At 34.2% G+C, this 17,087-nt stretch carries 15 protein-coding genes; all 15 read right to left on the bottom strand.

What is annotated here, in order from left to right:
* Window positions 1–61 precede the first annotated feature (61 nt).
* The 15 genes from AE2B122_RS07160 to galU all read right to left on the bottom strand — a co-directional run bounded on the left by AE2B122_RS07160 (window position 62) and on the right by galU (window position 16,816).
* Window positions 62–826, bottom strand: coding sequence for a tyrosine-protein phosphatase (locus AE2B122_RS07160; protein ID WP_175073511.1), 765 nt, complete (start codon window positions 824–826; stop codon window positions 62–64).
* Window positions 827–1,564: 738 nt separating this feature from the next.
* Window positions 1,565–2,869, bottom strand: coding sequence for an O-antigen ligase (locus AE2B122_RS07155; protein WP_175073509.1), 1,305 nt, complete (start codon window positions 2,867–2,869; stop codon window positions 1,565–1,567).
* 613 nt (window positions 2,870–3,482) lie between these two features.
* Window positions 3,483–4,865 (bottom strand): sugar phosphate nucleotidyltransferase, encoded by a 1,383-nt coding sequence (locus AE2B122_RS07150; protein ID WP_175073508.1) that lies wholly within the window; start codon window positions 4,863–4,865, stop codon window positions 3,483–3,485.
* A complete protein-coding gene (locus AE2B122_RS07145; RefSeq protein ID WP_175073507.1) occupies window positions 4,865–5,812 on the bottom strand; it encodes a GDP-mannose 4,6-dehydratase in 948 nt (315 codons plus the stop codon). The genes AE2B122_RS07150 and AE2B122_RS07145 overlap by 1 nt, the downstream gene beginning before the upstream one ends.
* Window positions 5,813–5,814: 2 nt before the next feature.
* Window positions 5,815–6,792, bottom strand: a complete 978-nt coding sequence (gene gmd, locus AE2B122_RS07140; protein ID WP_175073506.1) for a GDP-mannose 4,6-dehydratase — start codon at window positions 6,790–6,792, stop codon at window positions 5,815–5,817.
* Window positions 6,789–7,916, bottom strand: a complete 1,128-nt coding sequence (locus AE2B122_RS07135) for a glycosyltransferase family 4 protein (protein ID WP_175073504.1) — start codon at window positions 7,914–7,916, stop codon at window positions 6,789–6,791. The genes gmd and AE2B122_RS07135 overlap by 4 nt, the downstream gene beginning before the upstream one ends.
* A 5-nt stretch (window positions 7,917–7,921) precedes the next feature.
* Window positions 7,922–9,046: a glycosyltransferase gene (locus tag AE2B122_RS07130; protein WP_175073503.1), complete on the bottom strand. Its 1,125-nt coding sequence runs from the start codon at window positions 9,044–9,046 to the stop codon at window positions 7,922–7,924.
* On the bottom strand, window positions 9,030–10,193 hold the full coding sequence (locus AE2B122_RS07125) for a glycosyltransferase family 4 protein (RefSeq protein WP_175073501.1): 1,164 nt from the start codon (window positions 10,191–10,193) through the stop codon (window positions 9,030–9,032). The genes AE2B122_RS07130 and AE2B122_RS07125 overlap by 17 nt, the downstream gene beginning before the upstream one ends.
* Window positions 10,168–11,238 (bottom strand): glycosyltransferase family 4 protein, encoded by a 1,071-nt coding sequence (locus tag AE2B122_RS07120; RefSeq protein WP_175073499.1) that lies wholly within the window; start codon window positions 11,236–11,238, stop codon window positions 10,168–10,170. The genes AE2B122_RS07125 and AE2B122_RS07120 overlap by 26 nt, the downstream gene beginning before the upstream one ends.
* Window positions 11,239–11,251: 13 nt before the next feature.
* Window positions 11,252–12,562 (bottom strand): oligosaccharide flippase family protein, encoded by a 1,311-nt coding sequence (locus tag AE2B122_RS07115; RefSeq protein WP_175073497.1) that lies wholly within the window; start codon window positions 12,560–12,562, stop codon window positions 11,252–11,254.
* Window positions 12,563–12,599: 37 nt separating this feature from the next.
* Window positions 12,600–13,271 carry a sugar transferase gene (locus AE2B122_RS07110; protein WP_175073495.1) on the bottom strand — a complete coding sequence of 224 codons (672 nt, stop codon included), beginning with the start codon at window positions 13,269–13,271 and terminating at the stop codon, window positions 12,600–12,602.
* 21 nt (window positions 13,272–13,292) lie between these two features.
* Entirely contained in the window at window positions 13,293–14,060 is a 768-nt protein-coding gene (locus tag AE2B122_RS07105; protein ID WP_175073493.1) for a tyrosine-protein phosphatase, read from the bottom strand.
* 109 nt (window positions 14,061–14,169) lie between these two features.
* Window positions 14,170–14,862, bottom strand: a complete 693-nt coding sequence (locus AE2B122_RS07100) for a CpsD/CapB family tyrosine-protein kinase (RefSeq protein WP_254593442.1) — start codon at window positions 14,860–14,862, stop codon at window positions 14,170–14,172.
* Entirely contained in the window at window positions 14,837–15,604 is a 768-nt protein-coding gene (locus AE2B122_RS07095) for a YveK family protein (protein ID WP_175073490.1), read from the bottom strand. Before AE2B122_RS07095 ends, AE2B122_RS07100 begins: the two co-directional genes overlap by 26 nt.
* Before the next feature lie 327 nt (window positions 15,605–15,931).
* Entirely contained in the window at window positions 15,932–16,816 is an 885-nt protein-coding gene (galU, locus tag AE2B122_RS07090) for a UTP--glucose-1-phosphate uridylyltransferase GalU (protein WP_095232306.1), read from the bottom strand.
* Window positions 16,817–17,087: the final 271 nt, after the last annotated feature.

Here is a 17,087-nt window from a genome sequence, read left to right as displayed (position 1 = left end):
CCCAAAAGTTAAGTGTTACTCTAACTTTTGGGGTGCATTTCATTCTCTGTGTGCCTTTTGCTTAAAATATCCGTTTCATTCCTCGTCGGCTGATTTTCACCGGTTCATCCCGAACGACCACCGCGCCTTCAACCATCTTCCAATTGTTTTGCATCAACATATACACTATCTCATTCCCGAACTGTTTGGCCACTTCCTGATACGCCTTCATCAAGCCAAACCCTCTTCCGGACTTATGATTATTCGAACCAATAAAATGTACCAGGTTAGCTCCGATTAGCTGCTGTGTGAATTTCCGTACTTTGCCCCCAAGATCACCATTCACACTTACAGATGCAATTTGAACTAAACAGCCATTCTTCACAAGATCATATAGAAAATCAGGATGCTGGGCAATATAAGGATTCTTCTCTGGATTGGCAATTACCGGATGGAAACCTGCAGCTTGCATCTCGCGAACTAACTGCTTTACATAACTAGGCAGCGGATTCTCTGGCAATTCCAGATAAATATAGCTCGTATTCACATTCACCGGCAACAGATCCAGGAAATCGCGTTCACCCAATAACTCACTCGATACAAATGCTTCCTGTCCCGGCAGCACCTGGAGTGGGATATTCTCTTCCCTAAGCGCGTCATTAAATTCATCAATCGCAGCGAATATTTTCTGTCTATGATTCAACGCATTATCCACTCTATCATGCGGAGTCGCTACAATTGTATCAATGCCCTCGAAAACAGCCTCCTCCGCCATTTTCAAGCTCTCCTCCAATGTACCAGGTCCACCATCCAAACCAGGCAGGATATGGCAATGTATGTCTATCACCCGAAATCCCCCATTTCAGTATTTCTAACTACTAAAATGGTAACATGAGACAAGAAAAATATTATCTCATGTTTGTCTCATATTAACACCACACCACGTTTTTTATCTTGATCTCGTTTCCCCTATTCTGATTATAGGTTTACTAAAAAGTTGAATAAGGAAATGCCTAAAAGATTTTTTGAGTGTACGTCATGAACCTCGGCGGAGTCAAATAATAAGATTTGTAATGTATAATAAATTTTCCAAATATTTATTGCTTCTCTTACTAGATTGAGTATTATATCTTTCTAGTAAACTTTTTTTTCATTATTTTATCTTCTCAAACAAATTTTACGAACCAACTTATTCATATATGGAGTAAAAATGTCCCCCTTTTTAACTTTATCAATTATTTTTAAGTAGAAGATCATTGATAGCATCACTCCTTTCAATAGAAAAAGCACCCCTGCTTGGGATGCTTAATACTACATATCTTCACTAAATCTATATGTTTCGATACCTTATTATACGATAGTATATTTACCTTAATTCCTTTTTACACCGAGAATCACATGTACATCCAAGTCTACGTAGTTGGTATTAATTTGTCCGGTTATATAAAATTGAATTTTAGATTAATTTTTTAGCATTCTCTTTGACTTTTTCCTCTAGTGTATTGTCATTGCATCTCTTATAAACGTTGTTATATCGGCGGCAACTAGAATAGATAGTAATACTCGATCAAATTTATTCCCTAAATCATCGCCCCTTGATATCTTTTGATGTGATTCCGCTTATAAAAAACATTAAAATAACAACAGAAAAACTAAACCAAACTTGTTCAAAGAAAGTATGAATAGCAAAAACTGATAAGGACCAGAAAGCTATCCGATTATTTTTGAACGTTGTCCTTAACAGAGCAATAAAGAATAATACATAGATACTAAAGCCTACATAACCGTAAGTATACAAAATCTGTAGATACGTATTATGTGGATGCCCTAATCTAGGCACTTGTGGTGGCAAGTAAGGACTGATTGTTGAAGCAAAATCTTGTGATCCAAAACCCGCTACAAAACTGCTAGTTACCGCCATTATAGTAGCTTTCCAAAAATAAACTCTCTCTGAGTTAGAATTGAAATCTGAATTGAATAAAGTCATAAATCTTTCAGTAATTGCTCCGAAATCACCTAATACAACGAAGATAAATAGTACTATTACAGCTATCCAAGCCAACAGCAAATACTTAACTTTAATTTGGAATTGAATTCTTAATTGAAGTAGAAGCACAATTGCGACTGATATCCAAGCTGCTCTTGTCTCGGTCAGAACTAATACACCGAAGAATAAACCTGTAAAAGCTAATTTTGTGATCATTTTAGTAGACTGATTTTTAAATAAGTCGAAAAGTAAATAAGTACCTACTAGGCCTATAAAACATCCTAATACTGTTGGAGAATAAAATGTCCCGAAGGGTCTGTAATCACCCTCAATAGTTGCATAGTTAAAGGTTGGATATACATATCCCAATGATTGAAGGAAATTAAAACCTACAAGTTTCTGGTAAATAGAAATTATTCCGACCACTATAAAAGCGCCATATAGATAATTCTTTGGTACAATTTTGTACTTTTTGGTTTTGGCTAACCTAAAAACAAGTACAGCTGATAGGACTTTCACTACTTCTTTAAAAACAAACATAAGCTCGCTTTGATTGATTACAGAACTAATTATTACCCAAACGAGAAATATGGATAAAAAAATCTCTATCTTACTCGGTTTAGCGGCTAAAAGACTTAATCTTACTGTTGCCAAAATGATTAAAGCAAACAAAATTATTGTCGAATCTATTGCAATCCCAAGCTCATAAGGAATAAAAGAAAACGGCATAAAAATCACAGTGATTCCAACAAGAATTTTAGGATAGATCCACAATAATGCAAGTACACCCATTCCTATTACAGCTAATGGAACTTGTATAGGGTAAAAAGGAACTACTACTGCTACAGCTAGGGAAAAGAGTATAACAAAAAAGATAAATATTCCGTTGTTTTTTAATGTCAAAAGAAGCACGCTCCACATTTTTTTATACATCTATTTTACTAAAATACGGACCGTTTTGGAACATGCATTTTCCATTAACTGTTTTTCCTGAGATTTATATCATAGTACAGATTTTATTATCTATTTTCATCAGTGGCTTTCCAGAGGCAAAATCATCAAAATTTCTTAGGAGAAGGTTTATAAAATAAATGTTTAAAAACCCAACTGGCCTGGATTCAAATTAGTTTCATTTAGCTATCTTAGTTTTAGTATATGGATGGTTCAGTGTCTGTAGTGCCTCTCTGAGATGCATTTTGAATGGCTAGTGTTGAGAGAATTCATTCGAACGACCCTCCTTTCCTTACTGCCATAGAACCGAAGTAATTATAAGTGTACAGTTAAAAAATAACACAGTTGAATTTAGAGGAAGCAAAGGAGCAAATAAAAAATAGACCATCATATACAAATAATCCTTTGTATTATGATAGTCTAACTAGCGTATACATTCTAAATATATACTTTGTATTAGTAGATATACATTATAGTCTGCAAAGATACAAAAGTTAATACCATGTAAAAACGAAAAGAAATTTAAAAGAAAATCAGAAAACAATATATGTCATATTTACATGTATTATACCTCAATACCCGTTTCTTTCCCATAAATCTGGATATCTTCCCACTCTGTTGCTAGTCTTACTACATCTTCTTCAATTAATTGACTACCAGTCTGGACTTCAATTATTTCTATTTCGGAAACAGCTTTTATTGAGTGCTTTGTAGCAAGCGGTATTTCAATAACGTCTCCAGATCTAACATGTTTAAAAATACCATCTAGAATTAAGATACCTTCACCTTTTACTATAGTCCATACTTCACTTCTATTATAGTGAACCTGGTAACTTAAATTTTTTCCAGCACCAATGCCAATTCTTTTAGTTAACACCTCATTTCCTTCTGGAAATTTAGTATGATCTAAAACTTTATAATGCCCCCATCTACGTTCTTCATACATTGGTCTGCCATCTATACCGCTTACGTAATCCTTTACCTTAGGACTATTGTCTTTGTCAGTAACCAAAATCCCATCTGGACTCGCGGCAACAATTACATCGTCTATTCCTAACAAAGTAATTGGTATATCTAATTCGTTAATAATATTGGAGTTTTTTACACCATCAGAAATAATACCTTTACCAGTAATATTACTGGCCATCTCTTCGGTTAGCGTATTCCATGTTCCTAAGTCCTTCCAATCACCGTCATAAGGAAGAACAGTTATTTTTTTCGTCTTTTCAACCATTTCATAATCAAAGCTATTCTTAGGTAACTCATCATAACGGGCTTTTAACTCTATATAATCAATTGGCAATCCTTTTTCAATGAGGGAATCAATAATAAATCTGAGCTTAAAAGCAAAAACGCCACAATTCCATAAAGCATTCTCTTTTATTAACTCCGATGCAATTTCTATTGAAGGCTTCTCTTTAAAATAATCTACATTTAAATATTCACCTAAATTTAAATCACCCTCAGGAACAATATAACCGTATTTAGTTGAAGGAAATGTTGGTTTAACACCAAGTAATGCTAGTTCTGAATTAGAACTAATTAGAACTTCTTCAAGTTTTGTTACTTGAGTAAAGAACTTATCCTCTACATAAGAATCAACTGGTAACATGCAAACTGTTTCATCTAAGCTTACATTCTTTATAGAGTAAAGAAATACTGAAGCTAGAGCTATAGCAGGGTAGGTATCTCTTCGCTCAGGTTCAACAACAATATTGATTCTCTCATTTATTTGACTATTAAGAATATCAACTTGAGCGTTACTCGTAGCTATTGTAGTATGATCAGTTAGATTATTCGCCGCTATCTGGGTCCAAACTCTTTGTACCATGGATTGTTTCACACCGTTTTTATCTTCTAATACTTTTAGAAACTGCTTCGATCTAGCATCATTTGATAATGGCCACAATCTCTTCCCAGAACCACCTGACAATAATACCAATTCCATTATTTACCTACCCTTTCGCGCCACCAGTTAAGTGTGGATAATAAGCCTTCTTCAATATTTGTTTGATGAAGATTCTCATACTGAATCATGCCGTTTAACTTTTTATTCTCGCCTTTGAATGACTTTATATCTAATGGCCTAAATTTACTTTTATCAATTTCTATCTCTATTGGTACCTTAGAATAACTAATCAACTTATCTAAAATATATTTTATTGATATTGCATTATTAGAAGCAACATTATATACACCATTGGGTAATTCGCTTTCGATAACTTTTACATATTTTTGTATAATATCATCTATATATTGAAAGTCTCTTTCAGCTTGAATATTACCAACCTTAATTATAGGCGGAATGTTGTTATTCTCTATTTGGCATATTTGATTACAAAAGTCACTAACAACATAGCCTAATCCTTGTCCTGGACCATAATGATTGAAAGATCTTAAATGTACAAAATTAAAATTGTTCTTTTCAGCTAGTTTTGCGCCAAGTAAGCCTACTGTATATTTGCTTATAGCATAAGGATTTTGTGGACTACAGGGAATATCCTCATTCAATGACTGATTATACTTAGCAGCTAAACCATATTCTTCACCACTTCCAACAGATACAAACTTGATGCCTGATGATACTTTAGAAGTGATCTCCATTAACTTTGTAGTTCCTAAGATATTTCTTGAAATAGTGTCACTAGGGGCGTTCCAAGAACTTGGAACGCTCCCTTGTGCAGCTAAATGAAATATGCAGTCTATAGATAAACTTTTTAAAGTGTTTTCGAAATTACTTAAATTTTCTAGATCAACAATTATTTCTTCAGTATCTGTATTAGACACGTCTCGTTTTGTTCTTACTCCTGCATACACTTTGTGTTCCTTTTTAATTAATTCTCTTGTTATATGCTGACCTACAAAACCGGTTGAGCCAGTCACAAGTATATTCATCTTTAGATACCAAACTCTTTTTTCACTCTATGCATATCAGCTTCAACCATCATTGTAATCAATTCATTTAATGAAGTTGAGGCATTCCAACCTAAAGCATTTTTTGCTTTTTCAGGATTACCAAGTAAAACATCTACTTCAGCAGGTCTATAAAACTTAGGATCTATAACAATGTGGTCTTCAGGATTCAAATTAACGTGGTTAAAGGCAATATTACACATATCTCTTACAGTCGTTGTTTCTCCCGTTGCAATAACGTAGTCATCTGCTTTCTCCTGTTGCAGCATCAACCACATTGCTTCTACATAGTCACCTGCAAAGCCCCAGTCCCTTTTAGCGTCAATATTCCCTAAGCGAAGTTCCTGTTGTTTACCTAGCTTAATTCTAGCCACAGCATCTGTAACTTTACGTGTAACAAACTCGATACCTCTTAGAGGAGATTCATGATTAAATAAGATACCGCTTGATGCATGTAAATCAAAACTTTCTCTGTAATTGACAGTAATCCAATGCCCATAAAGTTTTGCTACTCCATAAGGACTACGAGGATAGAAAGGTGTTTTTTCAGACTGCATCTCTTCTTGAATTAAACCAAACATTTCACTTGTTGAAGCCTGATAGAATTTAATACTAGGATCAAAAATCCTTATAGCTTCAAGCACGTTTACAACACCCGTGCCAGTAACGTTTGCTGTTAGAATGGGTTGTTCCCATGAAGTACCTACAAAACTCTGCGCTGCTAGATTATATACCTCTGTAGCTTTAGAGACTTTTAATGCCTTTAGTATAGAGGCCAAATCTGTTACATCTCCATCAATGAATTCAACATCGTCTTTTATGTTTAAGAATTCTAATCTCCAAGTAGAATCAGTACTTCTTCTCGGAAACAAACCGAAAACCTTATACCCTTTATTTAATAATAGTTGCGCTAAATACGAACCGTCTTGTCCAGTAATTCCTGTAATTAATGCTGATTTCATATTACATTCTCCTTTTCATTATAATTAATTTTTTCTTCAACGAATGCTTTAAATTCATTTGTAAATCTTTCTACAGAGAAACGCATTGCATTTTCTCTACAGTATTCAGGCTTATATGCTTCAATATTATTCTCAAAGTCTTTCACAGCTTTAATTAAGGAGTTAACATTCTGCTCTTTAAAGAAAAGACCACTAGGTTTCTCAGAATTACTATTTATAGTTTCTAAAGCCCCGCCTTTCCCATAAGCTATGACTGGAGTGCCACTAGCTTGAGCTTCTAAAGGAGCAATTCCAAAGTCTTCCTCCGCTGCAAAAATAAATGCCTTTGCTTTTTGAAGATATTCTTTTAAAGTTTTATTATCCTGATAACCCAATAAATGAATGTTATCTTTAGCAATCTTCTTTATTTTTTCATAGTCTGGTCCCTGTCCGATAACAATTAATTTCTTATTTGGCATTTCGTTAAAAGCTTGAACAATCAGATCCATTTTCTTGTAAGGTACCATTCTTGAAGCAGTAATGTAATAATCTTCCTTGGTTTCTCCAATACTAAAATCTTCTATATAAACAGGGGGATAAATCACAGTAGAATTCCTTCTGTAGATCTTAGATATACGATCTTGAATAAAGTTAGAAATAGCTATAAATTCATCTACTCCATTTGAAGTTCTAATATCCCATATCCTTATCCTATGTAAGAGATACCTAACTATAATACTTTTAATACCTCTATCCAAGCCTGTCTCTTTTAAATATTGATGCTGCAAATCCCAAGCATATCTTATAGGAGAGTAGCACATACATATGTGCTTTTGCTGAGGCCCTGTAATTATTCCTTTTGCCACTGCATGGGAACTCGAAATTATTAAATCATATTCAGAAAAATCAAACTGTTCAATTGCTAAGGGCATTAAAGGCAAATAAGATCTATATTTCTTCTTAGAAAATGGTAAATTCTGTATAAAAGTGGTATGGACCTTTTTATTTTTTATAAATGCTCTGTCCTCTAAGTAGTCAACAGTACTATATAAATCAGCATCTGGATATACATCTAGCATTTTTTCAAGTACTCTTTCAGCACCAGCATAAGTTACAAGCCAATCGTGTACGATAGCTACTTTCAAATTTATCACCTCCTTATAGTATCCATAATTACTAATTCAATCTGATTAATAGTATTTTCTAAACGAAAATTAGATTCAAATCTTAATTTGGCAGCTTGACTAACCTTCTTTAGACAAGTTCTCTCCTCTGATAAGGTTAATAGTTCATTGGTAAGGCTTAAATAATCACCAGGTTCATATAGAAAGCCTGTTTTTTTATCATCTATTATCTCTTTAGGACCGCCTATATTGGTAGCAATAATTGGTATACCGGCATCCATAGCTTCTATTATTATTCTGCCAAATGGTTCTGGCTTAATTGCTGCGTGAACTAAAAGATCAAAGTGATTAATTAGTTCTGGAATATCTTTTCGGTAACCAAGAAACTCTATGTCAGGGTGAGCTATACTTTTTATGTGATCTTTGTATGTTATTTCATCTTTAAAGAGAGCCTCTCCAACAACAAAGAACCGAAAATCTTTTCTAGTTTTTAATATTTCATTTGCTGCTTTAATAAGGGTCTCTTGACCTTTCCACTTAGCAATTTGCCCTATTATAGCTATGCGAAACAGATTATCTTCGCTTTTTGTTTCCGTTACGTTTCCCCTTGATTTGATACCATTAAATATAATAGTTTTGTTTTTTTTGAAGTAGAATTGATCTTTTACAGCTTTTGATATACAAATTACTCTATTAGGAAGTATAGAAAACAAATTTGTTATGTGACTCAGCAATTTATTATCAATAATATCTCTCACATGCCAAATAGATTTCGTATTCTGAAAGATAGTTGCAGCAGAACTAATCAAATGTGCCTTCATTGAATTTGAATATAGAATGTCTATATCTTCTTCTTTTATTACTTTCCTTACCAATCGGATAGTACCAAGAACATTTTTCATTTGACTAAATATCCCACTAACGTTGCTTGTTGTTCTGCTATAATTCAATAGATTATCATCCATTTTAATTTTTATAACTTTAATCTCATTAGTTTCAGCTGCCTCTGTTAACGGGCCACTCGTTGGGCAAAGTAAGATTGGTTCTATTTTATGTCTATCAATATTTGTTAGGATGTCTAGAAGACTTTTTTCTCCACCACTTAAAATCGATACATGATTAAAAAAAAGTACTCTAATTTTTTGTTTCATATAATTCCTCCGACACCACACTAAAATCAACTAATCGATTCTTCCACATCGAATGTTTTTTTACCCAATCCTGACCATTTCTACCCATTTCATTAGATCTTATCTCATCTTTAAGAAGAAAGTTCAACTTTTCCGATACATCCTCGACAGAATTAGGATCAACTAGAATTCCAGTTTTATTATGCAAAATAGCATCAGGTATACCACCACTATTTCCTCCTATAACAGGTAATCCATAGTAATTAGCTTCTAGAAATACAATTCCATACCCTTCAACATCTCCTTGATCATCTAACTGTCTACTAGCCATAACAAAAATATCTGCTTCTTTATATAACTTTACAAGCTCACTATCTTCTACTTCTCCAGTAAATATAACTTTGTTATTTAAATTTAATGATTCCACTAAACTTTTTAGTGTTTTTTCGTATGGACCAGTTCCGCATATCAAATACTTTAAATTGTGGTTATTAATAGTTTTTATAGCCTTTAATACAATGTCGTGTCCTTTTCTTTCATGTAGCCGAGCAACAGTTAAAATTATTTTATCTGTCTTTGCTATACCATATTTCTCTCGAACATCAACATCATCATCAGTTGTACTGGGAATTCTAAAACCTGGGCTAATAATTTTAATTTTTTTTTCATTTATATTTATCTTAATTATCTCTCTCTTAGTAAATTCACTAATGGTTATTACACGATCTGATTTCTGTAACACACTTTTCAAAAGAGAAAGTTTTATCTTTGATTTCTTTGATTCAAGAAGGTCCAATCCGTAAATATATGTGAAAATCTTAACCTTTTTATTTCTTAACAATAAAGATAATAATCCAACAGGTAATGCATTTCCAAAATGTATTTCTTCTATTGATTTCTTACGTAAGATAGTCAATATTTGAAAGTACATCTTTATTAAAGAGAATACTTTATTTATAATGTTTGATTGAGTACTTAGTTCAACTCTTTTAATATCAAAGCCTTGTTTATTATCGAATTCTATAATTTCAGTACTATCACCTTTATATGTTGTTAAAACGTCAGTAGAATTTGAGTCTAAATTTGATACAATCCCATAGATATAGTTTTGAATACCGCCCCTAGATGGTGGAAAGTCAATACTAACGAAGAGCCTCTTTCTTTTCATAGACATCTCCCTTTAGTAATTTTTTATATTCTTGAATATACTGTTCCGTAACAATGTCCCAACTATATTTATTAACACTTACTAATCCATTAGTGATCAAGCTATATCTGAGGCTTTTTTTAGTTATTAAAGATACAATATTTTTGCTTATCTCATCATCATCACTAATTATCCCGGAATTAGTTTTTTCTAAGATCTCTATTGCACCCGGGTTTTTAGTTGCAACAACTGCTGTCCCCGAACAAAGAGCTTCTATATATGGCACGCCAAATCCTTCGTAGCTACTAGGTAAACAAAAAATCCATGCTCTTTGATATAGTTCTATTAGCTTCTCTGTAGAAACTCTGCCAAAACTTATAATACCTTCTCCTTGAACATCCTTATCAGCCACTAACCACAATTTGGCATTTGGGATTTCTTTCTTTATGTCTTTAAAGTTACTTAGAAGTAATTCTCCTCGTTTTCTCCCACCGATTGTTCCAACGAATAATATGGTTGGGTTTTCTTCCTTTAATGATGTTTCTTTTCCATTTGAGAATCGATCTAGATCGACTCCACAAGGTATAGTTTTTTTTATAAACGGTAAGTCATTTATAGTATTATCAGATATAGCTACATTCTTATCGGATTTTCTACCGGAGATAAATTCAAGTGGATACAATGTAGCCTGTCGTAGAAAACGGCCGAAACTAGTACTATTTTTAGCCTCTTGCTTAGCAGATCCATAAAAGGTTCTTAGTATTGGTGCTTTTTGTTTTTTTAATAGATAATCATCACCGTGAGTGTGTAAAAGGTCATAATTATCAAAATCAATTTTTCTAACTTTGTAAGCAAATGAATATGTTCTTAACAATTTATTACTAGCTAATCTTCCCATTTTAATTTTTTCAACATCATAAAGAGCATCTTTAGGCTTCTCACACATAGAATAAATCTTTACCTTAATCCCTAATTTTGATAGGTGATTAGCTAAATAGTGAACTTGATACCCTACCCCTCCTTTTGCTTCACTAGGTAGATATCTAGAAATCATTCCTATATTCATTTTTAATCCCACCTTATCTATTTATAATGATTTTTTTTAAGTACAAAATATCACTTTTATTCATGTAAAATCTTGGCAATGGAGTTTTCAAAATAACCGGATAGCATATAACTACAGTCAAAAACTTTAAAATAGAAGACAATAAAGTCGCTATTCCTGCTCCTAACAATCCATACTTAGGTACCAATAACCAGAGGAGAAGAAGATTTATAATCATTGATAGAACTTGTAAGGTTGTAATAGCTCCTGGTTTATTTAAGGACATAAATGGTTGTGACAAAATTACTGCACATCCAGAGAACAAAACTTCAAAAATCAAAAATTTCAAAATTATATCTGCCTGTTTAAAAGAAGGACCATATAACAATTCAATTACGAATGGTGATAAGAAAAACAGAATAATATCAATAATTAATATTGCCACTAATGTTATTCTAGTGATTACTAATGTAGTATCAATCATTTGTTTTTTATCCATAGTAAGCATTCTAGGAAACAGTACTGTAACAATAGAATTATGGATTATTCCAATCATCTTAGATAAACTTAATGAAATTACATATAGACCTATGGCAGTTGAATTTAGAAAAGCTGCTATTAATACCTGATCTAATTTTCCAGAAAGATTAGTAACTAAGTCGATCCCATAAGATCTTATCCCATAACTCGTGACCCTCTTTGAAGAATCAACAAAGTTATTGAAACTAACTCTGTACTCTCTTAATATGTAAATAAATATTATTAAAAACATAGGTAGGCTTGGCAAAATATAAGATAAAGCAGCAGTTAGAGGGCTTATATTGTTTGAAAAATAGAGTATAAGTAGTGACATCAATATTATTATAGGTTCAATATATCTCCATCGATTGAATAATTTAAAATTATCCCTTGCTTTCAGTATTCCTGTTAATACAATCCCTATTAGATAAGTGATTGAAAAAATCATTAAATACTGTGCGCTAACGATAACTCTTCCCGCATACCCCTCGAACAGGAAGGGTATTATTAATATTCCAATCAGGGTAGCAACTACTCCTAAACCAAAAGCAAAAATAAGAGTAAAAGTTACTAAGCTCCTTGATAGATTAGGATTTTTTTTAATATTAAATGTGATAGAAGTCGGCAAACCTAATGTTAAGCAATATGCGAGCAATTGGGGTAACATTAAAAGAGCAGCTTGTTCACCCCTTCCAGTAGCTCCCATAGATCTAGCTGTAATTATTCCGGTAACAATATTAATTATCACTACGAAAATACTCACAATAAAAGTTTGAACTGTTACATTCTTTAGTATTGAAAGGAAATTTAATCTTAGTTTTAACAAAATATAACCAACCCCATATGAACACTACAATTTTATTCTAGTAAGCTCCTTTTGAACCAAATAATACCCGAATCGTTTTAATAATTAGCATAAGATCAAGTACAATACTTTTTTCATTAATATATTTAATATCTAACTTCACTTGTTCTTCAAAACCAATATTACTTCTGCCTTGGACCTGCCAATAACATGTCAGCCCCGGCGTTACTTTCAATCTTTCTTTTTCATAATTACTGTATAATTTCACTTCTCGAGGAAGAGCTGGCCTCGGACCTACAAGACTCATATTCCCTATTAATACATTCAATAGTTGTGGTAACTCATCTAAACTTGTTTTTCTAAGTATTTTACCTATTTTTGTTATACGTGGATCCTCTTTTATCTTAAATATAGGTCCACTTGCTTCATTATGCTCTAATAAATCCTCTAATAACTCTTCAGCATTTGATACCATTGATCTAAACTTATACATATTAAAAGTTTGACCGTTTTTCCCAACCCTTACTTGACTAAAAATAACAGTACCTTTTCTATCTTCAATCTTAATAAAAAGTGCAATTAGTAAAAATACAGGTAGGAGCAAAATAATACTCACTGCTGATACAAAAACATCTATAAATCTTTTAATTATAAGATATGTTTTATCTCCAGTAGTTACTACAGTATTTGTCTCAACAGCTTTATAGGTTTGCTGCTTTGATTCTGCCATTTGTTATCTTATCCCTCCACATTAAAAGATTCCTAAAAACTTCTTCCGTCCAATTCTTTCTGGTACATCTCCTACAATTGTTTCACCCGCAACTAACAAATCTGCATTTTCTTGATAACTATAGATTAAATCTAAGCCATACTTATCTTCAATTTCCTGTAGAGCATCTTGTATTACAAATCCTCTACTATGTACGTTATGTGCGTCAGAAGCTACAAAATGAGTAAGATTTGCTTGTATGATTTCATGGCTGAAATTCCGTATTTTCTTTCCAAACTTCCCTACTATACTTGCTGCAGTCACTTGAGTAAGTACTCCACTTTTTACAAGTTCATAAAGCTTGTCTGGCTTGGATAGCAATTCACTATTACGTTCAGGGTGCACAATTATTGGCGTGTAGCCTTCCACTTGAAGATCATACAAAAGTTTGTTTGTATACTTAGGAACAGTTAAGGTAGGTAATTCAACCAGTATATAAGAGGTATCTAGGTTTACCGGTAGAATTTCTTTGGTTGATAAACCCTCAGCAAGATCACCGTATATTCTGGTTTCTTGTCCTGGCAGGATATTAACTTCTATGTTTTCTTCCTCTAAGATTCTGTTTAACTCATCTACACGCGTAAGGATATCTTCTCGATAATTATCAAATTGATTATTGCGATGATGTGGGGTAGCGACAATGGTGTGTATACCTTGTGCCGCTGCTGCCTTTGCCATTTCTATACTGTCTTCCAGTGTTCTTGCTCCATCATCAACACCCGGCAGTATATGGCAATGAATATCTATCATACAATCTACACCCTTCATTTCCCCAAATTATTCAAAAAAACAATGACATTTTCCCTATATCTTGCGCCAAAATATATCCTCGTAGATCGAGGACATATTTTGGCATAGGTTAACTACCATAGTAGTAGTAAGTATTAGATTTCTTTTGCGCTACATCATTCAGCACAATTCCAAGCAGCTTAGCATGCGCCGGTTCTAGCAGCTCTTTTGCTTTTTGAATCGCATCATACTCAGTCTGTTCACTGCGCACCACGATTAGAGCTCCGTCACACGTATTAGCTAGGATCTGTGCATCCGTTACAGCCAATACTGGTGGAGTATCAAATATAATCATGTCATACGTTTCTTGTGCTTTTTGTATTAATTGCTTCATAGCGTTAGAACCTAATAGTTCAGAAGGGTTCGGCGGAATAGGACCGCATGTTAGGATGTCTAGATTCGGAACATCTGTTTCCTTGGTTGCTTCCTCTAATAGTTTTTCGCCTACTAGTACAGTACTAAGACCCGCACGATTATCTAGCTTGAATGTGTAATGTACAGTTGGCTTACGCAAATCGGCATCTATTAACAGTACCTTTTTACCTTGTTGCGCAAAGACGACAGCCAGGTTTGCTGTGGTAGATGATTTACCTTCCGATGGACCGGAGGAGGTTACAAGCAGCGACCGCATTGCTGTATCTACAGATGCAAATTCAATATTCGTTCGGATTGTACGATATTGCTCAGAAATCGGTGACTTCGGATTAAACTTTGTTATGAGAGATCGGACATTTGTCTTAAACTGTTTTTTTCTTTTGGCCACTGTACTCTCTCCTAACTTGTCTTCTATCTGTAGGTGCTGCATATTGCTTGTTGGTTTTCATGTCTTCCTCTGTCATATGGCTGATGATACCGATAACTGGGATGCCAATGCGTTTTTCGATATCGGCTTCTGTTTTAACAGTATTATCAAGATACTCTAATAGGAATGCGAGTCCGATTCCCACCATTGCACCCAGTACAAGGGCAATTGCAGTATTCAACAGTATGTTTGGACTAGCCGGTGATGGGTTTTCTACTGTTTCAGCTAAAGATAAAGGTTTAACGTTTTCTAAATTCATTAATTCAGGAATTTCTCTTTGGAAAACATCAACTGTAGTGTTGGCAAGCTCGGCAGCTTTTGCCTGGCTTGTATCAGTTGCTGTTACGGTGATGATTTGTGTATCAGCTTCGGAGGCAACTTCCAGCTTCTCTGCCAATTCACTGGAAGAGAGGGATAAGTTCATTTCCTTTGAGACCTCGTCCAGGATGACTGGACTTGTCATGACAATCTTATATGTATTGATCAAGCTGATATTAGATTGGATAGCGTTATTCAGAGTGGAAACATCCACGTTTTCTTCTTGGTTGACTACGACAGATGCACTAGCTTGGTAGGTCGGGGTAATCAAAAAGTAACTGACTAAAAAAGCGATTGCAGCGAAACTGACGATCAAAGATAAAATCATGAGTGTCCGTTTCTTCAATACTGCGAAAATTTCCTTTAAAGAGATTGTCTCTTCCATTCATGTCCCTCCGATGAGATGTACTAAAAAAAGATAAGTCCAAAGACAAAGAAAAATGCTAACTTTTAGAAATTTATATGTACTTTTTTATTATAAAGGCTTTGACCAGCCTTGCAATGACTGATTTTGTCGAAAATATGTAAGCGCTACAATTGTCACTTGCATCTTGTCGAAACATCGTTATAATATATAGTCCAATTTTCTTAGCCAGCAATTAAAAACATGAAAAGTATACCACAAATTTCCCAGATGCAACATAGAATTACCAAATTATATTAAAAAAACCGAACCCACTTGCGCAGGTTCGGTTTCTTCTGATTTATTTTCTTATTTATCTTCTGTTACAACACTGTTATTCAGATAATCCTGCAGCTGATCTTTTAAATCAGGGCGATCAAGTGCAAACTCGATTGTTGCCTTGATAAAGCCGAATTTATCTCCAACATCATAACGATCTCCAGTGAACTCACAAGCATAAACAGCTTGCTTCTTGTTCAATTCTTTAATCGCATCTGTCAACTGGATCTCTCCGCCGGCACCTGGAGGAAGAGTTTCCAGAATATCAAAGATTTCCGGAGTAAGTACATAGCGACCCATGATTGCATAGTTAGAAGGAGCTTCTTCCTTCTTAGGCTTTTCAACAAGGTCACTAACTTGCATCAAGTTAGGCTCGCTTGTAGAACCTTGAGGTGCAACTACACCATATTTAGATACTTCAGATTCAGGTACTTGCTGAACACCAACAACTGAACCACGATATTTCTCGAAAGCCTCTGTTAATTGTTTCAATGCCGGTGTACCGTCTGTTTTTACGATGTCATCACCAAGCAATACTGCGAATGGCTCGTTGCCAATGAATTTCTTCGCTGTGGAAATGGCGTGACCAAGACCTTTTGCTTCTTTCTGACGAATATAGTGGATATCAGCCAAGTTGGAGATGTCTTGGATTTCTTCAAGCATCTTCATCTTATCCTTCTTAATAAGCTGATCCTCTAGTTCGTAGGATTTGTCGAAGTGGTCTTCGATTGCTCGTTTTCCGCGTCCGCTGACAATGATGATATCCTCGATACCAGATTTTACTGCTTCTTCAACAATGTACTGGATTGTCGGTTTGTCGACGATTGGCAGCATTTCCTTCGGCTGTGCTTTTGTTGCTGGCAGGAAGCGTGTTCCTAGACCTGCTGCTGGGATGATGGCCTTTTTGATTTTCATACGTTCTGCACCTCTTTATGTAGTGTATGTAGATTGCGTATAGAGTGTTTCGTACAAATTATACTTCCCGATGTGCAGAAGATAAAACAACTTCGTTAACAGGCGTCATACAACTCATACAAAAGTCCCTATACCCTTACTGGATTTGTAAAAATAGTAACATATTAAGTTTGCTTACTCAATAACATGCATTCTACATTTCCCTACAATATACGAGTTTAATATTACAGTTACATTACAATGACGTAAATTCTGGTAATCTAGGTGCCAA

The sequence above is a fragment of the Terribacillus sp. AE2B 122 genome (assembly GCF_902497585.1).
Lineage (GTDB): Bacteria > Bacillota > Bacilli > Bacillales > Amphibacillaceae > Terribacillus > Terribacillus saccharophilus_A.
The sequence above is the reverse complement of the archived record's forward strand: the minus strand, read 5'-3'. Positions and strand labels throughout refer to the sequence as shown.